This is a genomic window from Rhodococcus sp. KBS0724 (assembly GCF_005938745.2).
In the GTDB taxonomy this organism is placed as follows: domain Bacteria; phylum Actinomycetota; class Actinomycetes; order Mycobacteriales; family Mycobacteriaceae; genus Rhodococcus_F.
In genome coordinates this window covers 5,141,763-5,162,296 of the sequence record NZ_VCBX02000001.1, presented here as the reverse complement: position 1 = coordinate 5,162,296, position 20,534 = coordinate 5,141,763, and the positions used below count along the sequence as shown (strand labels likewise).

General features: G+C 62.7%; 20 protein-coding genes. 15 read left to right on the top strand and 5 right to left on the bottom strand.

Annotated elements, in window-relative coordinates:
* Positions 1-79 precede the first annotated feature (79 nt).
* Together FFI94_RS23820 and FFI94_RS23815 are read left to right on the top strand one after the other, a co-directional pair.
* Entirely contained in the window at positions 80-1,087 is a 1,008-nt protein-coding gene (locus FFI94_RS23820) for a tripartite tricarboxylate transporter substrate binding protein (protein WP_260684263.1), read from the top strand.
* A gap of 89 nt (positions 1,088-1,176) precedes the next feature.
* Positions 1,177-2,577 carry a CitMHS family transporter gene (locus FFI94_RS23815; protein WP_138869981.1) on the top strand — a complete coding sequence of 467 codons (1,401 nt, stop codon included), beginning with the start codon at positions 1,177-1,179 and terminating at the stop codon, positions 2,575-2,577.
* Positions 2,578-2,596: 19 nt separating this feature from the next.
* Here FFI94_RS23815 and FFI94_RS23810 read toward each other — a convergent pair whose 3' ends face one another.
* Positions 2,597-3,781 carry a nitric oxide synthase oxygenase gene (locus tag FFI94_RS23810; protein WP_138869980.1) on the bottom strand — a complete coding sequence of 395 codons (1,185 nt, stop codon included), beginning with the start codon at positions 3,779-3,781 and terminating at the stop codon, positions 2,597-2,599.
* A 250-nt stretch (positions 3,782-4,031) separates the two neighbouring features.
* Between FFI94_RS23810 and FFI94_RS23805 the strand changes: the two genes are divergently transcribed.
* Positions 4,032-5,192 carry a globin domain-containing protein gene (locus FFI94_RS23805; RefSeq protein ID WP_138869979.1) on the top strand — a complete coding sequence of 387 codons (1,161 nt, stop codon included), beginning with the start codon at positions 4,032-4,034 and terminating at the stop codon, positions 5,190-5,192.
* Positions 5,193-5,195: 3 nt separating this feature from the next.
* Here FFI94_RS23805 and FFI94_RS23800 read toward each other — a convergent pair whose 3' ends face one another.
* Positions 5,196-5,942: an FAD-binding oxidoreductase gene (locus FFI94_RS23800; protein ID WP_138869978.1), complete on the bottom strand. Its 747-nt coding sequence runs from the start codon at positions 5,940-5,942 to the stop codon at positions 5,196-5,198.
* Between the two features lie 15 nt (positions 5,943-5,957).
* A complete protein-coding gene (locus FFI94_RS23795; protein ID WP_185993301.1) occupies positions 5,958-7,136 on the bottom strand; it encodes an FAD-binding oxidoreductase in 1,179 nt (392 codons plus the stop codon).
* Between the two features lie 213 nt (positions 7,137-7,349).
* On the opposite strand from FFI94_RS23795, the gene clpB reads away from it, so the two are divergent.
* From clpB to pyrE, 5 genes are all read left to right on the top strand, one after another.
* Complete coding sequence (clpB, locus tag FFI94_RS23790; protein WP_138869976.1) at positions 7,350-9,902, top strand: ATP-dependent chaperone ClpB; 2,553 nt, start codon at positions 7,350-7,352, stop codon at positions 9,900-9,902.
* A 163-nt stretch (positions 9,903-10,065) separates the two neighbouring features.
* Positions 10,066-10,995, top strand: coding sequence for a hypothetical protein (locus tag FFI94_RS23785; protein WP_260684262.1), 930 nt, complete (start codon positions 10,066-10,068; stop codon positions 10,993-10,995).
* Positions 10,996-11,090: 95 nt separating this feature from the next.
* Positions 11,091-11,999, top strand: coding sequence for a hypothetical protein (locus tag FFI94_RS23780; protein ID WP_260684517.1), 909 nt, complete (start codon positions 11,091-11,093; stop codon positions 11,997-11,999).
* Positions 12,000-12,049: 50 nt separating this feature from the next.
* Positions 12,050-12,850, top strand: coding sequence for an SDR family oxidoreductase (locus tag FFI94_RS23775; RefSeq protein ID WP_138869975.1), 801 nt, complete (start codon positions 12,050-12,052; stop codon positions 12,848-12,850).
* 53 nt (positions 12,851-12,903) lie between these two features.
* Positions 12,904-13,437: an orotate phosphoribosyltransferase gene (gene pyrE / locus FFI94_RS23770; RefSeq protein ID WP_138869974.1), complete on the top strand. Its 534-nt coding sequence runs from the start codon at positions 12,904-12,906 to the stop codon at positions 13,435-13,437.
* A gap of 44 nt (positions 13,438-13,481) precedes the next feature.
* On the opposite strand, the gene FFI94_RS23765 is transcribed toward pyrE, so the two are convergent.
* Together FFI94_RS23765 and FFI94_RS23760 are read right to left on the bottom strand one after the other, a co-directional pair.
* Positions 13,482-13,931, bottom strand: a complete 450-nt coding sequence (locus FFI94_RS23765; protein WP_138869973.1) for a MarR family winged helix-turn-helix transcriptional regulator — start codon at positions 13,929-13,931, stop codon at positions 13,482-13,484.
* Between the two features lie 55 nt (positions 13,932-13,986).
* On the bottom strand, positions 13,987-14,541 hold the full coding sequence (locus FFI94_RS23760) for a TetR/AcrR family transcriptional regulator (RefSeq protein ID WP_138869972.1): 555 nt from the start codon (positions 14,539-14,541) through the stop codon (positions 13,987-13,989).
* 64 nt (positions 14,542-14,605) lie between these two features.
* Between FFI94_RS23760 and FFI94_RS23755 the strand changes: the two genes are divergently transcribed.
* The 7 genes from FFI94_RS23755 (at position 14,606) to FFI94_RS23725 (ending at position 20,517) form a co-directional block, all read left to right on the top strand.
* Positions 14,606-15,286, top strand: coding sequence for a 1-acyl-sn-glycerol-3-phosphate acyltransferase (locus FFI94_RS23755; RefSeq protein ID WP_138873370.1), 681 nt, complete (start codon positions 14,606-14,608; stop codon positions 15,284-15,286).
* A gap of 63 nt (positions 15,287-15,349) precedes the next feature.
* The gene (locus tag FFI94_RS23750; protein ID WP_138869971.1) at positions 15,350-16,060 is read left to right on the top strand and encodes a lysoplasmalogenase; all 711 of its coding nucleotides are present in this window, start codon (positions 15,350-15,352) and stop codon (positions 16,058-16,060) included.
* Positions 16,053-16,835: an SDR family oxidoreductase gene (locus FFI94_RS23745; RefSeq protein WP_138869970.1), complete on the top strand. Its 783-nt coding sequence runs from the start codon at positions 16,053-16,055 to the stop codon at positions 16,833-16,835. The genes FFI94_RS23750 and FFI94_RS23745 overlap by 8 nt, the downstream gene beginning before the upstream one ends.
* Before the next feature lie 74 nt (positions 16,836-16,909).
* Positions 16,910-17,506, top strand: coding sequence for a hypothetical protein (locus tag FFI94_RS23740; RefSeq protein ID WP_138873369.1), 597 nt, complete (start codon positions 16,910-16,912; stop codon positions 17,504-17,506).
* Positions 17,506-18,186: a TrmH family RNA methyltransferase gene (locus FFI94_RS23735; protein WP_138869969.1), complete on the top strand. Its 681-nt coding sequence runs from the start codon at positions 17,506-17,508 to the stop codon at positions 18,184-18,186. Before FFI94_RS23740 ends, FFI94_RS23735 begins: the two co-directional genes overlap by 1 nt.
* Positions 18,187-18,253: 67 nt before the next feature.
* Entirely contained in the window at positions 18,254-19,378 is a 1,125-nt protein-coding gene (locus tag FFI94_RS23730) for a glycoside hydrolase family 76 protein (RefSeq protein WP_138869968.1), read from the top strand.
* Between the two features lie 26 nt (positions 19,379-19,404).
* On the top strand, positions 19,405-20,517 hold the full coding sequence (locus tag FFI94_RS23725) for a GTP-binding protein (protein WP_138869967.1): 1,113 nt from the start codon (positions 19,405-19,407) through the stop codon (positions 20,515-20,517).
* Positions 20,518-20,534 lie beyond the last annotated feature (17 nt).

The window sequence follows — 20,534 nt, the reverse complement described above, 5'->3', positions numbered from 1 at the left end:
CCAATGGTGACTCCAGTCACAAAGTGCGCCAGTATGAAATCTGTTCACATATCGAACCAGGCAGGAAAGGACGATCATCATGAGTGCATCGACGCGGCTGAGCAGGCATATCGCCCTGCTGAGTGCCTGTGCGATGGCACTCGTGCTGGCGATCGGATGCACTCCGGTCGAGTCCTTCCTCACTGGCGGCCAGGCTGGAGGCAGTTCCGAGGAATTGCGCATCCTGGTCCCGTCAGTGGCCGGTGGCGGGTACGACCTCACTGCCCGAACCATGGTGCAAGCCCTGGCCGACGAGGGGGCCGCAACCGCCGACGTCGTCGTTCTGCCCGGATCGGGTGGCGTTGTCGGACTCAACCGGTTGGTTCTCGAACGCGGCAACCCCGACCTCCTCATGGTGATGGGGCTCGGTGTGCTCGGATCCGTGGAAATTCTGCCGTCCCAGCACGCACTTACCGATGCGACCCCGATTGCGCGGTTGATGGACGAGCCGGAAGCTGTTCTGGTTCCGGCAGATTCGCCGATCACGACCCTGGCGGGCCTGACATCGGCGTGGACCCAGGACCCGTCGTCGATCTCGATCGGCGGAGGTTCGAGCGAAGGTGGACCGGACGGGCTGTTCCGACTCCTCCTGGCGCGGGCCGTCGGCGTCGATCCATCGCTGTCCCCGGCGCGCACCTACGACGGCGGCGGTGAACTGCTTCCGGCACTGCTGACGGGGCAGGTCGATGTCGCGGCAACCGGTCTCGGTGAATACCTGGATCAGATTGCGGCAGGCACGGTTCGGGTGCTTGCGGTCAGTTCACCGCAGCGCTCGCCGGCGGTGGACGCACCCACCCTGGCTGAACTGGGCGTCGACGTCATCTTCACGAACTGGCGAGGACTCATGGCGCCGCCAGGGCTGACCGACGATCAGCGACTGCGTCTGCAGACACTGGTGACGGACTTGACGTCCAGTCCGCGATGGAACGAGCTCTCCCGCCGAAACGGCTGGAACAGTGCAGTTCTCACCGAGCCCGAGTTCTCCGAGTTCCTGCGCGATCAATCACGTTTTGTCGCTGCGACTTTGGACGCACAAAGCCTCAATTAGAAGTATCCCTCGAAGTTCCCGATTCGCGAAGACACCGGCTCGATTTGTCGTGCCTCTATCTCCTCGTTCCGTACGCAAAGGAGTTCACCATGCTCGTCACACTCGGCTTCCTCATGGTTGCGGTGTTCATGTTTCTCATCCTCACCAAACGTGCAACACCGGTGGTGGGGCTGACCCTGGTCCCCGTAGCCTTCGGGTTGCTGGCCGGGGCGGGACTCGGGATCGGCGACATGATCACGGACGGCATCAAATCGCTTGCCCCCACCGCAGCGCTGTTGTTCTTCGCGATCATCTTCTTCGGCATCATGATCGACGTCGGACTCTTCGATCCGCTCGTGAAGTTCATCCTCCGGTTGGTGCGTGACGATCCGATGCGATTGGTGGTCGGCACCGCAGTGCTGGCAATGGTGGTTTCTCTCGACGGCGACGGTTCCACGACATTCATCATCGTGACGTCCGCGATGTTGCCGCTCTACCTCAAACTCGGAGTAAGTCCCGTGGTGCTGACCGTGGTCGCGGGTCTCGCCAACGCGACGATGAACATCATCCCGTGGGGCGGTCCCACCGTCCGGGCAGCAAGCGCCTTGGGACTTTCGCCGTCCGACGTCTTTGTTCCGATGGTGCCGTCGCTGGTCGTCGGATTGATCATGGTGCTCGGGTTTTCCGTTCATCTCGGGATCATGGAGCGTCGACGCATCGGGACTTTGGTCCTCACTTCTGAACGCATCCTCGAAAAGGTCGGAAACGGAGGAACTTCCAGCGCCGGAACGCCGCGAACGGGTGGCACCGACAACACCGACGGCCTTGGCAACACCGACGACGGCGGCGACACCGGACGCTTCATCGACGGCCTCGATCCCAAGCGGGACACCTTGCGGCCGAAGCTCCTGTGGTTCAACGCTGCCTTGACGACGATCCTTCTGGTTGTCCTCGTCATGGATGTGCTGCCCATTCCGGTGCTCTTCATGATCGCGTCGTCGATCGCACTCGCGGTGAATTTCCCGGCCGTCAAGGATCAGGGTGAGGCAATTGCCCGGCACTCGGCGAGCATCGTGTCCGTTGTCGCGATGGTGTTGGCGGCGGCCGTGCTGACCGGCGTTTTCCAGGGAACCGGCATGGTCGAGGCAATGGCCGAGTGGCTCTTGCAGGTCATTCCCGACGCGATGGGCTCCCACCTGGCCGTCATCACCGGCGTCCTGAGCATTCCGCTGACGTTTTTCATGACCAACGACGCCTTCTACTTCGGTGTTCTGCCGGTGCTGTCGGAAACGGCGGCGCAGTACGGAATCGAGCCGGTGGAAATGGCCCGGGCATCGATCACCGGGCAGGCAGTCCACATGCAGAGCCCGCTGGTTCCGGCGATTCTGCTGCTCGTGACGTTAGCCGGTGTGTCCTTGGCGGATCACCACAAGAAGGTCCTGTGGCGAGCCGGCCTCATCTCGATCACGATGCTCGTGGTCGGAGTTGCGTTGGGGCAGATCCCGTTCTGAGCATGATCACCGAGCGCTATCACTGATGGAAGGGGCACCGACCTTGGTCGGTGCCCTTCTTCTTCGTCACGAAGTTGGGGCGGATGGAGAGATCAGGCTCGTCGTAGAGGCGATGGAACGTCGGAGTGAGAGAACTGGACATCGGCGGGTTCACCCAGGACCAGTCCGTCGGGCACTTGCGTCCCGCCTTCTCTTCGCGAGCGATGTGGTCGATGAATTGTTTTGCGACAGTGTGGTGGTCGACCATGATGACGCCGGACTTGCGGTAGCTGTGAATAACTGCGCGGTTCAATTCGACCAGCGCGCGGTCTTTCCACAGAGTTCGATCGGTGCTGGTGTCGAGTTCCAGATGCGCCGCCACGGTGGGAAGCATGTTGTAGCGATCGGTGTCGCTGAAGTTGCGAGCGCCCACTTCGGTACTGACGTACCAACCGCTGAACGGAGTGCACGGGTAGACGATTCCGCCGATATCGAGATTCATGTCCGAGACGGCCGGGACCGCGTGCCACTTAAGGCCCAGGTCAGCGAACCACGGGTAGTCGGGGTGCTCGATGGGTACCTCGAGAACGAGGTCGGCAGGCACGTCGAAGTATTGGAGTGGTTCGTCCGGAACCGAAATGAGCAGGGGTAGAACGTCGAACGGGGTACCGGCGCCCTTCCAGCCCATCGACGTAACCTGTTCTGTCAGTTCGACGTGCCACGGATCGCCCAGAATTGTGCCGTCCGACTGCCGGTAGCCGGCGTAGCGGATCAGTTGCGGGCTCAGGATGCGGTACTCCTGTCCGTCCTCTCGCGGAAGCGGTCCGACGGTGACGACGGACTGCAGTGCGCCGCCGTTCGTCGACACGCGCAAGTGTTCCCAGCAGGCCTCGGCGAGCGCGGCGGCGGTGACGGCATCGCGGGCGTCGAGCAGCTTGAGGGTGCGCCAATGTGCGCGTCCGACGCAGCGTGCGTGGTTGCGCCACGCGAGTTTGGCTCCGACCAGGAGTTCTTCGGGGGTGTGCGTGTACGTTCCGGTCCGGTGCAGTTCGCGGAGCGCTTCGTGCCGTCTCGACGTCGGCAGGTGGCTCAGTTCGGGGGAGTCGAAGAACTCCACGCACTCGAGTTCGCGGCGTTGAAGATCGGTTGGTACCGGAGGATGTGTTACGTGCGGAGCTGAAGGAGCGCTACCTGTTGGCAATGCATCCGGTCGAACAATATCCACGGCACGACTCCTGTTTGGCTGGTTTGGATTTCGCTGGACGTTAGCTCAACTGTCGAGCGTGTCGAAACCCTTGCTTATTTTGCACCCCCCAGCGAAAAAGGGACGGGCGTACCGAAAAAATGGACGTGACGTGTGACATATACGGCCAAACATTTACGAGTGGGACATTTGTGACATAAGCTCCCCTCGGAAAGTTTGCGGCGGGTCTGCCGCGAGACATCGGGACCAGGACAAGCAAACGGGGATAAGCGTGGATTCGCAAGCAATTTCTCTGGTCCGGTCGAGCTTCAAGTCCATCGTCGCCGAAGAAGGTGGCCCGGAGCGGCTTGCCCGGACCTTCTATTCGCTGCTGTTCGCGCGATCGCCGCAGACGCGCGAGTTCTTTCCGGCTGCAATGGACGTGCAACGTGACCGTCTGTTCACGGCGATAGCTTACGTTGTCGAACGACTCGACGAGACTGGCGAAATTCTCGAATACCTCGCGCAATTGGGCCGCGATCATCGCAAATACGGTGTAACGGACGAGCATTACCAAGCCGTCGGCAATTCGATGATCGAAGCGTTCGAGATGTTCGGTGGCGCCGAGATGTGGACCGACGAGGTCGACAGCGCCTGGCGCAACGCCTTGGCCGTCATTTCCGCCGCCATGATGGATGCGGCAAACGCACAAGACGGACCGCCCGCGTGGAGCGCCACCGTGATCGAGACGCGCACCGCGATCAAAGGAGTCGCGATCGTGCGAGTCCAACTCGATCAGCCCATGGACTACCGGCCCGGTCAATACGTCAGCGTGCAGGTTGCCGCGCGTCCCCGGATGTGGCGATATCTCTCCCCGGCCAATCCGCCGGACGGTTCGGGAATCATCGAGTTCCACATCCGCCAGGTGACCGGCGGCTGGGTCAGCCCCGCGATGGTCACCCAGACCACCGTCGGAGACACCTGGGTGATCGGATCACCGATCGGCGCCCTCGGAATTCCGGAGAACACCAAGGATCTCCTGATGATCGCGTCGGGAACCGGCGTTGCGCCGCTGCGCGCGCAGATCCTGGAACTGGTCCGCCGCGGCAACACTCGCAAGGTTCACCTGTTCTACTCCGGTACTCATCCGTGCGATCTGTACGACCTCCCACATCTGTGGGCCCTCGCCGAGCGACATCCGTGGCTCACCGTCATCCCGGTATCGGAAGACGACACCAACCCGTGGTGGCACACCGAGGCCGAACCGCTGTCGCCGATCGGTATGCAGAAGCGTCTGACCGGAAAAGTCGGCAAGGTTGTCACCTCGTTCGGAGGCTGGGCGGGATACGACATCCAACTCGTCGGCAACGAATCCGTCGTGAACAGCACCAAATTCCGGCTCCGGGCCGTCGGCATCGACGCCGCGACAGTCCGGAGTGATCCGACGTACTGACCGTCAGTAAGGGTCGAAGCTGATGACCTCGGCCGGAGTCCCCGTCGCAATCAGACGATCTCGCGTCGAACGCACCATCGCAGCCGATCCGCACACCAACACCTGATGCTCGGTGAAAGCCCCGTACGACGAGACGACGTCGGCCAGCGTTCCCTCGACCAAATGGTCCTCGCCGAAACCGATGTCGACGCCGAGTCTTTCGGCCCAGCCGTCGGGTGGGCCGGCGTCCGTGAGATCTTCGACGACGGGAATCGGTTGCAGCCACGGCAGTTCATGGGCGAGTATCCACAGCATGTCCGCCGCGTACAGGTCGCGGAGCGTGCGACCGCCGAAAAACAGGTAGACCAGAGGCGGATTCGGAGACTGCGCCAGATCGAGGATGATCGACCGCATCGGCGCCAACCCGGTTCCGCCCGCGATCATGATGACGGGCGGACCGTTCTCGTCGACGGCAAGCGAGCCGCGCGGATCGATGATCGTCCAAGTGTCGCCCGGTTGAGTGTCTTTGACTATCGCACCACTGACCCAACCGCCGGGAACGGTCTTGACGTGGAACTCGAGCTTCCCGTCCTGTGACGGTGGCAGCGCGGGAGACAGCCGACGAAGCAAACGGGGATTCTGCGGAACGCTCACATCCACGTACTGACCGGGCCGGAACGGCACGACGTCGCCGACCAGGCGGACCACGGCCAGATCCTCACGCAAGCGGTGATGTTCGACGACGGTGCTGGTCCAGGATCGTGAAGTCATGGTGTCTCCTGAAAGTCAGTAGAGCGGGTCGTGCAGGATCTGGTCGAGTGGAGTGCCGCCGGCCCGCAACGCGTAGATCGTGGTCTTGATCATCGACGGCGACCCCGAGATCTGGATCTGACGGTCCGCCCACGAACCGAACCGCGCCACGACGCGACCGATGGGTCCGGTCAGTCGCGAATGCATACCGAACGGCGGCTCGAGTGCCGGCCCACTGTGCCACCACGGATTCTCGGCTTCCTCGGACACCGGTACGACGGTCAGCCACGGATTGCTGAGCGAAATGTGCCACAGGGTCTCGAGATCGTAGAGATCACACGGGTAGCGTCCGCCGACAAAAAGATGAACACGCGGATTCTTCGCTCGCTGAGACATTTCCATCACCTGGGCGCGCAACGGTGCGATTCCGGTGCCTGAGCCGATCATGAGAACGTCGCGGTCGTCCGTGAAGTCCACCTCGAGGCCGCCGAGGGGAGTGGACATGACCCACTGATCGCCGATATTGGTCTCACTGACGATTGCCGGGCTCACCCAGCCGCCGGAGACCTTGCGGACGTGGAACTCGAGTTGACCGAAAGGGTTGGTCGGGATCGCGGGGGAGTAGTACCGCCACATTCGGGGGCGTTGGGGAATCTGCACCCCGACGTACTGACCGGCTCCGTACGGAATGGGCGGGTCGGTTTCGAGGCGCACGATCGCAAGATCGTCGAGCACCCGTTCGTGGCTGACGACGGTCCCGCCCCACAATGCCGGGGTTGTGTCGGACTCGGCGCCTTCCGCCATCGTGCTCACGACGAACTCGGCGAACTCGGACCACGCGTCGTCGAGTTCCGGTGTCCACTTGTATCGGCTGTGAGCGCTGGTTCCGTGCATCGACTTCACGGCACGCCGCAAAGCAACCCCAGCGGCCCGGTAGTGCTCGCGTTCGACACCGTAGCGACGGTGGTCGCGGCCGAGTTGATTCAGGAACTTCCGGATCCGGCGCTGCTGCGGCAAATTCTTCACGACAAATTCGATCGCGGTGACAAACCTGTGCCCCTGAGACTCCATGCCGGCCGGGAACAATGAGCGGTACAGAGGATGTTCGGCAAAGAGGGCGGTATAGAACAGAGCCGAAAAGTGGGCGCGAGAGTCGTCGTCGTCGGCCAGAGCGTCGAGGCTGGATTGCAGGCGGGCGATCACCGTCGGATCCAAACGACACCCCTTTCGCAACAGCAGCAACACTCGCCCCAATTCTAGTACGGCTGGGAAAGTTGGAATCGAACTGGCCAAAACAAACTTGAGCGGAATAGACTCAAGTTTGTCCGCGTTGAGCATATTGACACGGCCGCACCACCACCCGGAGCGGCCCACAACTTCGACTTCGACGCGCTTGTGGCGACCGGAGCCCGGCCAGAAAGGTGACAAGTGGACTCGTTCACACCAACAACCAAGACCCAGGCTGCGATGACGGCTGCACTGCAGTCGGCGTCGTCGGCGGGTAACCCCGACATTCGACCGGCACACCTGCTGGTCGCACTCCTCGACCAAACCGACGGAATCGCCGGCCCGCTGCTCAAAGCAGTAGGCGTCGATCCCACCGTCGTGCATCGCGAAGCTCAGAATCTGGTGGATCGCCTGCCGAAAACCACCGGTGCCAGCTCCACACCCCAACTCGGGCGTGAAGCACTCGCGGCGCTGACCTCCGCGCAGCACCTCGCCACCGAGATGGACGACGAGTACGTCTCCACCGAGCACGTGCTGTACGGACTTGCCGACGGTGATTCCGACGTCGCGACCCTGCTGAAGAATCACGGTGCGACACCCATCGCGCTCCGTGAGGCATTCACCACAGTTCGCGGCAGCGCGCGTGTCACCAGCCCGGAGCCGGAAGGCACTTACCAAGCGCTGGAAAAGTACTCCACCGACCTCACCGAAGCCGCACGCAGCGGCAAGCTCGACCCGGTGATCGGCCGCGACACGGAGATTCGACGCGTTGTGCAGGTGCTTTCGCGTCGTACCAAGAACAACCCCGTACTCATCGGTGAGCCCGGCGTCGGTAAGACCGCGATCGTGGAGGGCCTGGCCCAACGCATCGTCGCGGGCGACGTCCCGGAATCGCTGCGCGGAAAGACCGTCATCTCCCTGGACCTCGGGTCCATGGTGGCCGGTGCCAAGTATCGCGGTGAATTCGAGGAACGCCTCAAGGCAGTTCTCGACGACATCAAGAACAGCGCCGGACAGGTCATCACCTTCATCGACGAGCTGCACACCATCGTCGGCGCCGGAGCCACCGGCGAATCCGCGATGGACGCAGGCAACATGATCAAGCCGATGCTCGCCCGCGGTGAGCTGCGACTGGTCGGTGCCACCACGCTCGAGGAATACCGCAAGTACATCGAGAAGGACGCCGCACTCGAGCGTCGCTTCCAGCAGGTACTTGTCGGTGAGCCCTCGGTGGAGGACACCGTCGGCATCCTGCGCGGCCTCAAGGAGCGCTACGAAGTGCACCACGGCGTGCGCATCACCGACTCCGCACTGGTAGCAGCAGCTTCGCTGTCGGACCGCTACATCACGTCGCGGTTCCTGCCGGACAAGGCCATCGACCTCGTCGACGAAGCAGCATCGCGTCTGCGCATGGAGATCGACTCGCGTCCCGTCGAGATCGACGAGGTGGAACGCACAGTTCGCCGACTCGAAATCGAGGAAGTGGCACTCGAGAAGGAAACCGACGACGCCTCGAAGGCGCGGCTCGAAAAGCTGCGCCAGGAACTCGCCGACGACCGCGAAAAGCTCAGCCAGCTCAGCACTCGCTGGCAGAACGAGAAGCAGGCCATCGACTCGGTGCGCGTGCTCAAGGAACAGCTCGAATCCCTGCGAGGAGAGTCCGAACGCGCTGAGCGTGACGGCGATCTGGGCAAGGCAGCCGAGCTGCGGTACGGCCGCATCCCCGCATTGGAGAAGGAACTCGAAGCCGCAGCAGAGGCTTCCGGCGCCGCCTCCGACGGCGACGTGATGCTCAAGGAAGAGGTCGGGCCCGACGACGTCGCAGACGTGGTCGCAGCCTGGACCGGTATTCCGGCCGGTCGCATGATGGAAGGCGAAACCGAGAAGCTGCTCCGCATGGAGTCCGAACTCGGCAAGCGCGTTGTCGGACAGACTGACGCCGTCGTCGCCGTCTCGGATGCGGTTCGCCGCGCCCGTGCAGGCGTTGCCGATCCCAATCGGCCCACCGGTTCGTTCCTGTTCCTCGGCCCGACCGGCGTCGGTAAGACGGAGCTCGCCAAAGCCTTGGCGGACTTCCTCTTCGACGACGAGCGCGCGATGATCCGCATCGACATGAGCGAATACGGTGAGAAGCACTCGGTGGCCCGACTCGTCGGTGCCCCTCCGGGATACGTCGGTTACGAAGCCGGCGGCCAGCTCACCGAAGCAGTTCGGCGACGCCCGTACTCGGTGGTCCTCTTCGACGAGGTCGAGAAGGCACACCCCGACGTGTTCGACGTACTGCTCGCAGTGCTCGACGAAGGCCGACTCACCGACGGTCAAGGCCGCACGGTGGACTTCCGCAACACCATCCTGATCCTGACCTCAAACCTGGGATCCGGTGGAACGAGGGAGCAGGTCATGGACGCGGTACGTCACGCGTTCAAGCCCGAGTTCATCAACCGTCTCGACGACGTGGTCATCTTCGACTCGCTCTCCGAAGAGCAGTTGGAGCACATCGTGGACATCCAGCTCGAGCAGCTGCAGAAGCGTCTGGCTGCGCGTCGACTCACCCTCGAGGTGAACGGTGCGGCTCGGATGTGGCTCGCGGTGCGCGGCTACGACCCGCTGTACGGCGCTCGGCCTCTGCGTCGACTCGTCCAGCAGTCGATCGGCGACCAGCTCGCCAAGCTGCTCCTGGCCGGCAAGGTCCAGGACGGCGACACCGTGCACGTCGGTGTCAGCGAGGACGCGGACCAGTTGGTTCTGTCCTAACTGGTTCTGTCCTGATCCAGTAAGCGGAATGCCCCGTCGATCCACACGGATCGGCGGGGCATTCGCGTTTTCTCTACCCTGGATTTTGTCTACGCTGGACGGCTGGATCCTCGTACGGCAGATGTAGCCCGCACCCGTACGTCCGACATGAAGGTGGCCAGGAATGACCGATCAAAACGATCCGTGTAAGTCGGACCAGCCGACCGAGCATTTCGAGATACCTCAGCAGTACCAAAATCAGGGGCAGCAGCAGTACCCAGGTCAACAGCAGTATCCCTACGGTGGTGGGCCGGATCAGAACACCGAGTACTTGGGCCAGCCGAACCAGCAGGGCCAGCCGAACCAGCAGGGCCAGCCGAACCAGCAGGGCCAGCCGAACCCGACGCAGGCGTTTCCGCCGTACAACCCGCAATTCGATCCGCAGGCCCCGCCGCCCGGCGCGACGCAGGCGTACCCGACGTACGACGCGCAGCAGTACGGGCAGACGCAGCAGTACGGGCAGACACAGCAGTATCCGGTTGCGGGTGGAGGCGGCGGCGGGGTGCCGCCGGAACAACCGTTCTTGGACAGTCGGTCGCCGGATGGTGGGCCACCGGATGGTGGGAAGCGGCGCAAGCTCGGGACCTGGATCGCGGCCGGAGTTGTCGGCATCCTGGTTGCCGTAGTCGCGATCATCGGGATTTCACTGTTCGGTTCCTCGGGTGAATCGGGAACGCAGACGGCCTTCGCTCCGCCCACCAGCACTGTTGCGCCGACGACGCCAAAACCTACGACCACCGCACCTGCGCCGTCGCCGACGTCGTCGCCGCTCGACAAACTGCCTGGCGGCCTCGGTGATGTCATCGGCCAAGCCGGCGGAGCTGTCGGCACAGTCGTGTCCAACGACGGCGGCACCCTGGTCATCAACTCGATCGGTGGATCTCAGACCACCATTCTCACTACGTCCGAGACGACGTTGATCGCGTTCAATCGCTCGTCTGTCGCTGACCTGCAACCAGGTGACAACATCGTCGTCGACGGCACCGCCGTGGAGAACGGAACGATGACCGCAAAGACCATTCTCGATACATCGTTGCCGTCGTTCGGCAACTGAACCGGACTGAGGTCGCGTGGGACACACCGGGGGATTCGTCAGGGTGTTGCGGGAGGTTGTCGACGGAAGTCGCTAGGCTGGCAGTGATGACTGGAATGTGGTTCGGACTCGCATTAGTGGCACTCGCAGGCGCGGGTGCGCTTCTGTACGTCGATAGAACAAGGCGTGATCAATCCGGCCGCGTACGGCAGATTTGGGCAAAAGCGCAGGGCTACACGTACACCGGTGCCGACGATCAGCTTGCCGGCGAGTGGCACCGTGCAGCGATGGCCAAGCAGGATTATCTGACCGCCACCGACGTCGTGCGCGGTACCAGGCGGGGTGAGCAGTTCGTGCTCTTCGACCTCGAGGAAACCGCAACCATCGTGGCGGTTCGACGCGAAATCGGGTCTGACGTCGACATTGACCTACGGCTCAAATCGACGGCACCGCCCAAGGACGGCGACCTCAACCTGCTGGGCGCAATCGGCCCGCGCGTCGTGTTTGCCACCGACCTCGAAATCGCTCGACGGGTCTGTGACCAGCGCATGGTCGCGTTCACCGAATCAGTTCCGCCGGCAATCAGCATGCTGTGGAGTGAGGGTCGCTGGACTCTCGGCTCTCTTCCGGTCTCGAGCACGGGGCGCGATTGGGATGCTGCCATCGAAGCTGTCGCGCGGTTGTCCGGCATCTTGCACGTTCTCCCTCCCGTCACGGATCCGCGTGAACTCGAAGTCGACCACGACCCGAGCCGTCCTCGACCCCGCGGCGAAGGCGCTGATGCATCCCAGAACCGCGAAGCACCGCAGAACCGGGAAGCACCGCAGAACCGGGAAGCACCGCAGGCCGTTCGCAACGCACAACAGGCCCCTCGTGAGGTTCCCGAATCGCAGCGTCGTGAGGCGCCCGAATTGCCTCGTCGTGCTGCCCCGGATGCACCTCGTCGCGAGTTTCCCGCCCCGCCGACCACGCCGAAACCGAATACCGGCACCCAGCGCTCGGGAACCGTACGCCCCGTCGATTGAGCCGCGTGTAAGCCGCACGTTTGGAGCCTCGACGCACTAGCGTGGCCGGTATGTCGTCATCGAACTCGGATCGCCCTGCGCGTCCTGTAGCCCTGGTCACCGGCCCTACGTCAGGTCTGGGTGCCGGGTTTGCCAAGAAATATGCGTCGATCGGCTACGACCTGGTGCTTGTTGCACGGGACGAAGTGAGATTGCGTGATCTTGCCTCCGAACTGTCCGCGATGTTCGGGACCGAATCGGAAATTCTGGTGTCCGACCTCGCCACGGAACCTGGTCGTGACGCGGTCGCCGACCGGTTGGCCCGCGGCGTGGACGTCCTGGTCAACAACGCCGGGTTCGGTACGTCCGGTGAATTCTGGACCGCTGATCCGGCTCTTCTGCAAGCTCAACTCGACGTCAATGTCACTGCCGTTATGCGCTTGACCCGTGCGGCGTTGCCCAGCATGATCGCGTCCGCGAACGGAACCATCGTCAATGTCGCCAGTGTCGCGGGACTGCTGTCCGGGCGCGGTTCGACGTATTCGGCCAGCAAGGCCTACGTGATTTCGTTCACCGAAGGATTGTCCGGCGGGCTGGCCGGAACCGGAGTTCGAGTTCAAGCGCTGTGCCCGGGGTTCATCCGGACGGAGTTCCACGAGCGAGCTGGAATCGAGATGTCGTCGATTCCGAAGCCGATGTGGTTGAGCGTCGATCAGGTGGTTGCGACGTCGATGAAGGACCTCGGCGACAACAAGGTCATCAGCATTCCCGGCATTCAGTACAAGATCCTCACCACTGCCGGACGTCTGGTGCCCAAGGGTCTGGTTCGTAAGATGACCAACCTTGTCGGACGCGGGCGGGGTCGTACGTAACAGGTCGTACGTTGATTATTGCGACGGCGCTGTGGTCGGTAGGCTGAGCACTCATGAGCGATCGTGAAGATTTGGCTGCGCTGGTGCGCGAACTGGCAGTTGTGCACGGAAAGGTGACGTTGTCCTCGGGCAAGGAAGCCGACTACTACGTGGATCTTCGCCGCGCGACGCTTCACCACAAGGCAGGACCGTTGATCGGTTCACTGCTGCGTGAACTCGTTTCGGACTGGGATTTCGACGCCGTGGGCGGTTTGACCATGGGCGCAGACCCGGTGGCGATGGCAGTGATGCACGCTCCCGGCCGTCCGATCGACGCGTTTGTCGTCCGTAAGGCCGCCAAGGCTCACGGAATGCAGCGTCAGATCGAGGGCCCCGATGTGGTTGGCAAGCGTGTTCTGGTTGTCGAGGACACCACGACCACGGGTAACTCTCCGCTCACCGCGGTGAAGGCACTTCGTGATGCGGGCGCCATCGTGGTCGGTGTGGCGACAGTGGTGGATCGCGCGACCGGCGCCGACGCCGTTATCGGTGCAGAGGGTGTGGAGTACCGCTCGCTTCTGGGCTTGGACGATCTCAACTTGAGCTGACGCCCCGTGAGCTTTTTCCGGTAGTTCGCGCTACCGGAAAGGGCTCACAGGGCCGAAGGCCTTGCCGATGTGATCATCGATCGCAGCTCGGCCAATCCCACGGTCAGGCGTTCGATTTGCTCGGGTTCGAGGTCGGCAAAATGCGGAATCAGGGCGTCAGCGATGGCGTGTCGGCCGTCAGCTAGGGTCTTTCGTCCCACATCGGTCATTGCGACCAGTACGGCTCGGGCGTCGTCCGGATCCGGGCGTCGTTCGACCAAACCGCGCTCGCCGAGAGTGCGCATCACAGCGGTTGCCGACGGCTGTGAGCAGTGATCGATTCTGGCGAAGTCACTGATTCGCATTTCGCCGTATTCCTCGAGCAACGCCAGTGCGCGGAGCCAGGTCCGGGGGTAGCGATCGGCAGCAAGTGACGTCGCCATCTTGGTGAAGCGATGGGTGTTGCTCACCAAGTCGACCAGTAGGTCGTGCAATCTCTGTTCCTGATCGGGCACGCTCGAATCCTTCCATAAGGTAATGACTGTGTAAACGAGTCTTTGGCAACATGGTTCAAGGGAGATGTGCCACGACGGCCGATCTGACGAGATCTTCGATGGCAAGTTCTGGGGCCACGAGATCCAGACTGCGGTTTGCGGCCAAGACTGCAATTCCGTGTGTCCCCGTCCAGATCTTCAGTGCGGCCGCGTTCGGATCCGGGGCTTGGTCTGCTTCGGCCAGAGTTCGCAGTGCCTCGAAGAGTGGAAGCGATGTTGCACGGAGGTTCGAGCCGGCGCCTTCGAGTACATCGTGGCGGAACATCAGCTCGAACATCGCCGGCCGCTCCTGCGCAAAGGCGACGTATTCGATTGCGGCAGAGATCAATCGAGCTCGCGCCGGCGTGGACGCGCCGAGTGTCGGTGCGAGTCGCGCGCTCAGATCCTGTAGACCCCGTGAGGCGATCGCCGCAAGTAGGCTGTTGTGTGTCGGGAAGTAACGTCTGGGCGCTCCATGGGACACGCCTGCTCGGCGGGTTATCTCTCGCAACGTCAGGGCGGCGAGGCCGTCGGTGTCGAGAATGTCGACGCCCGTGGCGACCAGGGTGTCGCGGAGTGTGGTGGCAGACATGGAAGTCAGTGTCTACCATTCAGGTAAGTAGACAGTGTCTACTCTCACTGATCGGGGTGCTTGCGTGCTGTATCGACTGTTTAAATACGTCCTGATCGGGCCGGTGCTGTGGGTCTTCGGGCGCCCCACGATCGAGGGACACCGCAATATTCCCAGGAAGGGGCCGGTGATACTTGCCGGCAATCACCGGGCGGTTGTCGACTCGTTCTTCCTGGTTCTGAAGGTGCGCCGACGGATCACCTTTGTTGCAAAGAGCGAGTACTTCACAGGTTCCGGCATCAAGGGCGCGTTGCAGCGCTGGTTCTTCGGCGGCGCAGGTCAAGTTCCCATCGACCGCAGTGGCGCCGACGCTTCACGTGCGGCGCTGGACACTGCCGTCGGAATCCTCGAACGGGGTGGAGTGTGGGCGATCTACCCCGAGGGGACACGATCGCCGGACGGTCGTCTGCACAAAGGTAAAACGGGGGTGATCCGGGTTGCGTTGGAAACGGGTGTTCCCGTTATCCCGGTTGTTGTTCACGGCGGCGACGCGGTGAATCCGCCTGGCACCAGGATGTGGCGATTCAGCAAGGTGCACGTCAGTGTGGGCGAGCCGATCGATTTCTCCCGCTACCGAGAACTGCGGAGCCATCAGGCTGTTGTCCGCGCCGCAACTGACGAGTTGATGGCGGCACTGTGCGAGCAGTCCGGGCAGGAATACGTCGACCTGTACGGAGCTGACGTCAAATCTCGTGATTCCCACTGAATTACCCAGTACGGTCGTCTTGGACGCGTAACCAACAGCGCGCAACCAACAGGAGGACTGGGCATGGCAGGCAAGTGGGGCATCGAGCACGCGGTTTTTGCGGCGGCAACGGCGGCTACGGTGGCTGGGGCGGTGCTCGGTAATGAGCGTGTTCAACAGATTGCCAAGCCGTTGATTGCGCCGTCGCTTGCGGTCAGGGTGCTGCGCAAGCGATCCGAGACGGATACCGCCGATACTGCGCTGCTCCTGGCGGGTCTTGCTGCGGCAACGATCGGTGACGTGTTCATGATCGACCCGGACAACGATGCTCGCCTGGTGAAGGGTGCGTCTTCGTTTGCCGTCATGCAGTCGAGTTATTCGGCGCTGCTGTTGCGTCGTGGTGCCCGGCCGACGAGGGCTGCGCTCAAGCCTCGTATGAGCGGGTGGTCCACGGCTTCCGGGTTGCTGCGCGCGAAGGCTCCTGAGGTGTCGACACCGTTGACCGCGTACGGATTGCTGTTGGGAACTACCTCGACGTTGTCGGCGGATCCGGCTTTGGCGCCGGGAACCAAGACGGTGCTGGACGTGGTGGTACCGGGCCAGGAACGGCGATCCTGGCTGGGGGTGGGCGGCGTGCTGTTCACCGCGTCCGACGGTTTGATTGTGGTGCGACGCTTGCTCATTCGGGGAAAGACAGGACGCGCGGCCGCTGAAGGCGTGATTCTCGCATCGTATGCGGCAGCCCAGTTGATGCTTGTCGAGGGAATGCTTGCTCTCGGTCGTAAAAATGCCTGAGCGGAGCATCTTCGTCACCGGGGCGGCATCGGGAATCGGCCGTGAGGCAGCGTTGCTGTTTGCGCGCAAGGGTTATCGGGTTGGCGCCTATGACATCGACGTGTCCGGGTTGACGACCCTGGCCGCCGAGATCAACGGGTTCGGGGGTGCGGCGGTGACCGGCGCACTCGACGTGACGGATCCGGAGCAGTGGTCGAAACAGTTGGCCGATTTTGTGGGTGCGTCGGGCCGACTCGACATCCTGGTCAACAATGCCGGGGTTCTGTCGTCGGGGAAATTCGAGAGCATTTCCCTTGCTGCGCATCGCCGCATGGTCGATATCAACGTCACCGGCGTTCTCAATGGCACGCACACGGCGTTTCCGTATCTGCGCAGCACACCGGGTGCTCAGGTCGTGAATATGTGTTCGGCTTCGGCCATTTACGGACAGCCCGAACTGGCGACGTACGGGGCCACGAAGTTCGCGGTCCGGGGGTTGACGGAGGCACTCGACCTCGAATGGGCCGAACATGACATCCGGGTGATTGCCTTGTGGCCTCTCTTCGTTCAGACCGCCATGGTCGCCGGGATGGACACCGGGTCGACGCGATCGCTCGGAATCAAGCTCACTGCAACGGAAGTCGCGCAGGAACTCTGGGATGCGACGCGCGGCGCCGGCCGCATGCCCAAGGTTCACTATCCGGTGGGAGTGCAGGCGAAAGCGCTTCTCGCTGTGTCGCGGTTCTCGCCTGCGTGGCTGTCGAGGTTGACGAACAAACGTTTAACCGGAACGTAATCGAATTCGCGATATAGTTCGACATCGTTCGTGGGCGGGGTTGAGGGCAGAAGACATGGGTGGAGGTAGTCGCGGTGGTACGTGTTCGGGTGGGATTGCTTTGTCTGAGTGTGGGTTCGGCGATATTTCTCACCGGTTGTGGTGGTGACGCGCAGTCCGCGCCGACACCGACTGCGCAACCCACGACGGCAGTCGCGACCACGACCCAGGTGACCACGACGGTTCCGGCGCCCGTCGTCTCCACCACGGAGGTACCGGCCACAACTGTGCCGCCGACGACCACATTGACGGACGTGCACTTCGAGCGCAACGAGTCCTACTACTTCACCACTCCTGACGGGAACTTCCAGTGCGGCATCATCAGACTGCCCACCCGCATCGAAGCAGGGTGCGAGGGTACGACAACTCCGGTACCGCCGCGTCCGGAAAGTTGCATGGTGAACTGGGGCAACGGAATTCGAGTTCAAGATGAGGGTGAAGGTGCCTTTATGTGCTCGGGCGGCCCGGTATACATGTCCGGCGGGCCGGAGGCGGATCCGGTGCTTCCTCCCGGAACGCCACTGTCTAAGCTGGGCTTCACATGTACTACCACGGCGACGGATGTCTCGTGTGTCAACGAGCAGACCACACACGGATTCACCGTGGCTGCTGATTCCAACGAGGTGTTCTGATGTCCGACGTGAGCGTAGACCCGGCCGACGAGGTCGGTCCGACAGAATGGGGCGAAAATCCCAACGGTGTCGGCCCGTGGGCGGAGTTTCACGGGACGGACATCCCCACCGACGATCGTTACGATCCGGTGCTCCTGGCTGAGGGTGACCGTCGAAACGTGTTGGACGAGTACAGGTACTGGACTCGGGAGGCAATTGTCGAGGACATCGACTCGCGGCGTCATCCGATGCACGTAGCCATCGAGAATTTTGCCCACGACGCCAACATCGGCACCGTGGTGCGCACTGCCAACGCATTTGCCGCGGCGGCCGTGCACATCGTTGGCCGACGACGCTGGAACCGACGCGGCGCCATGGTCACCGATCGGTACCAGCACATCGTGCACCACGCCGATATCGGTGAGTTGGTCGAGTACGCGCGTGAGAATTCGCTCACTATTGTCGCCGTCGACAACACTCCCGGATCCGTACCGCTCGAAACCGCGAGCCTGCCGAAAGACTGCATTCTGCTGTTCGGCCAGGAAGGTCCCGGCGTGACCGAACTTGCGAAAGAGGTTGCGTCCATGACGGTATCGATTGCGCAATTCGGCTCCACCCGCAGCATCAACGCCGGCGTCGCGGCAGGTATCGCGATGCATGCCTGGGTGCGCGAACACGCGGATCTCCGTAACTCCCGCTGACCTTGTCGGAGCCTGTTAGCTGAGTAGGCGCTAGCGCCGCGGGCTCCGAGGGGACAGGATATGTCTTATGCAGCAAGTGTGGGCGGAACGCGCAGATGCGGCCGAAGGGGCCATTGTCAGTCGGCATCTGCGCCGGTTGTGGGGAATGCCGAGAACAGCGTTGGGTGTCGTGGCGTGGCCGGCAGTGCGCCGCGAGCGCATGTTTCGCCCGTGGCATTACTGGTGGCAAGCGCATCTGCTCGACACCGCCGTCGACGCGCTCGAACGTGACCCGACGCCCAAGCGTCGTCGCCGGATTGCCAAGGTTGCCCGCAGCGTCCGGGTCCGAAACGTCAGTGCCTGGACCAACAGTTACTACGACGACATGGCGTGGCTGGGGTTGTCGCTCGAACGCGCCCAGCGACTGTTTGCACTGGACCATCGGAGCGCCGTACAAGCGCTCGAATCTCAGCTCTTCGACTCGTGGTCGCCGGAGGACGGTGGCGGAATTCCCTGGTGCAAGGGCTCCGATTTCTACAACACCCCGGCCAACGGTCCGGCCGGGATCATGCTCGCGCGGACCGGCAAACTGTGGCGAGCTCAGGCGCACGCCGACTGGATCGAGGAGACCCTGCGTGATCCCGAGTCCGGCCTGATCTTCGACGGTATCCGCCGCGACGGCACACTCGAGCGGGCGGTCTACTCGTATTGCCAAGGTGTAACTCTCGGCCTCGAGACGGAGCTGGCGACGCGGTTGGGTGAACCTCGGCACCGCGAGCGGGTTCACGCTCTGGTGAACGCGGTGTACGACGGTTTGACCGATCGCGGCGTCATCATCGGGGGCGGCGGGGGTGACGGTGGCCTGTTCAATGCGATCCTGGCGCGGTATCTGGCGTTTGTCGTGGTCAACCTGACGTGGGAGAGCAACGAGGATATTCGGGCGAAGGAGATCGCCGCGCAGATCGTGTTGGCGTCGGCGGAAGCCGCGTGGAAGAACCGCCTTGAGGTGGAGGGGTTGCCGCTGTTCGGTCACGACTGGACCCGTGACGCCACGCTGCCGAGGCTCTCCGGCGAGCTGGCGACATTCGAGGGAGGCACGGTGCGCTCGTCGAGTGTCCCGGAACGTGACCTGTCTGTGCAGGTGGGCGGTTGGATGCTGATGGAAGCGGCCTACGTCGTATCAGCGGCAGGGTATCCGCGTGCGCGTCAATAGATAACGATAACGGTTATCATTAGTGAATGAATCGGCTACCGGTAACAGTGCTGTCCGGATTTCTCGGCGCGGGCAAGACCACTCTGCTCAATCACATCCTCGCCAACCGCGGCGGTCGACGCGTCGCGGTCATCGTCAACGACATGAGTGAGATCAACATCGACGCGGCCCTCGTCGCGGGTCAAGGGCACTTCGACCGCACCGAGGAGAAGTTGGTCGAGCTGACCAACGGTTGTATCTGCTGCACGCTGCGCGAAGATCTGATCGACACCGTCGGGGCGCTGGCTCGGGAGGGACGGTTCGATCAGTTGGTTGTCGAATCGACCGGGATCTCGGAGCCGATGCCCGTCGCCGCCACCTTCGACTGGGAGTTCGAGGACGGATTCAGCCTCGGTTCGTTGGCGAAGCTCGACACGATGGTGACGGTGGTTGACGCCTCCACGTTCCTGAGCGAACTTGCCAAGGGGGAGCGCCTCGACGAGCGAAACCTCGAAGCGGGGGAGGGCGACGGGCGCAGTATTTCCGACCTCCTCGTAGACCAGGTGGAGTTCGCCGACGTCATTCTGCTCAACAAGACCGACCTGGTCAGTGACCGGGCAGCGGGCACAGTCGAGGCAACTCTGCGTCGGCTGAACCCGGGCGCCCAGGTGATCCGGACGGACCACGGAGAAGTTGATCTTGCTCGGGTGCTGGAAACTGGTCTCTACAACCCGGAACTGGCTGCGCAGGTTCCCGGTTGGGACGAGGAACTGGCCGGCGGACACACCCCTGAAACCGAGGAATACGGAATCCGTAGTGTCACGTACCGAGCGTCGCGGCCGTTTCATCCGCTCAGGCTCGAGCAGGCGCTCGATCAATTCACCGGACTGTTGCGCAGTAAGGGATTCTGCTGGATCGCCAGTCGGCCCGAGTACGCCGCGATCTGGTCGCAGGCCGGCCCCAACCTTGTCATCGAACCCGCGCAATTGTGGTCGTCTGCCGATGAGGAGCCAAGTCAGGAAATCGTGTTCATCGGTGTGAAACTCGACCTTGCGGAGCCTGCCCGGATCCTCGATCCAGCGCTCCTGACCGACGACGAACTGCGGGCGGGACCAAGGACCTGGATCGGTTACGAAGACCGGCTACCGATCTGGGAATGATGATGTGGGAATGATGG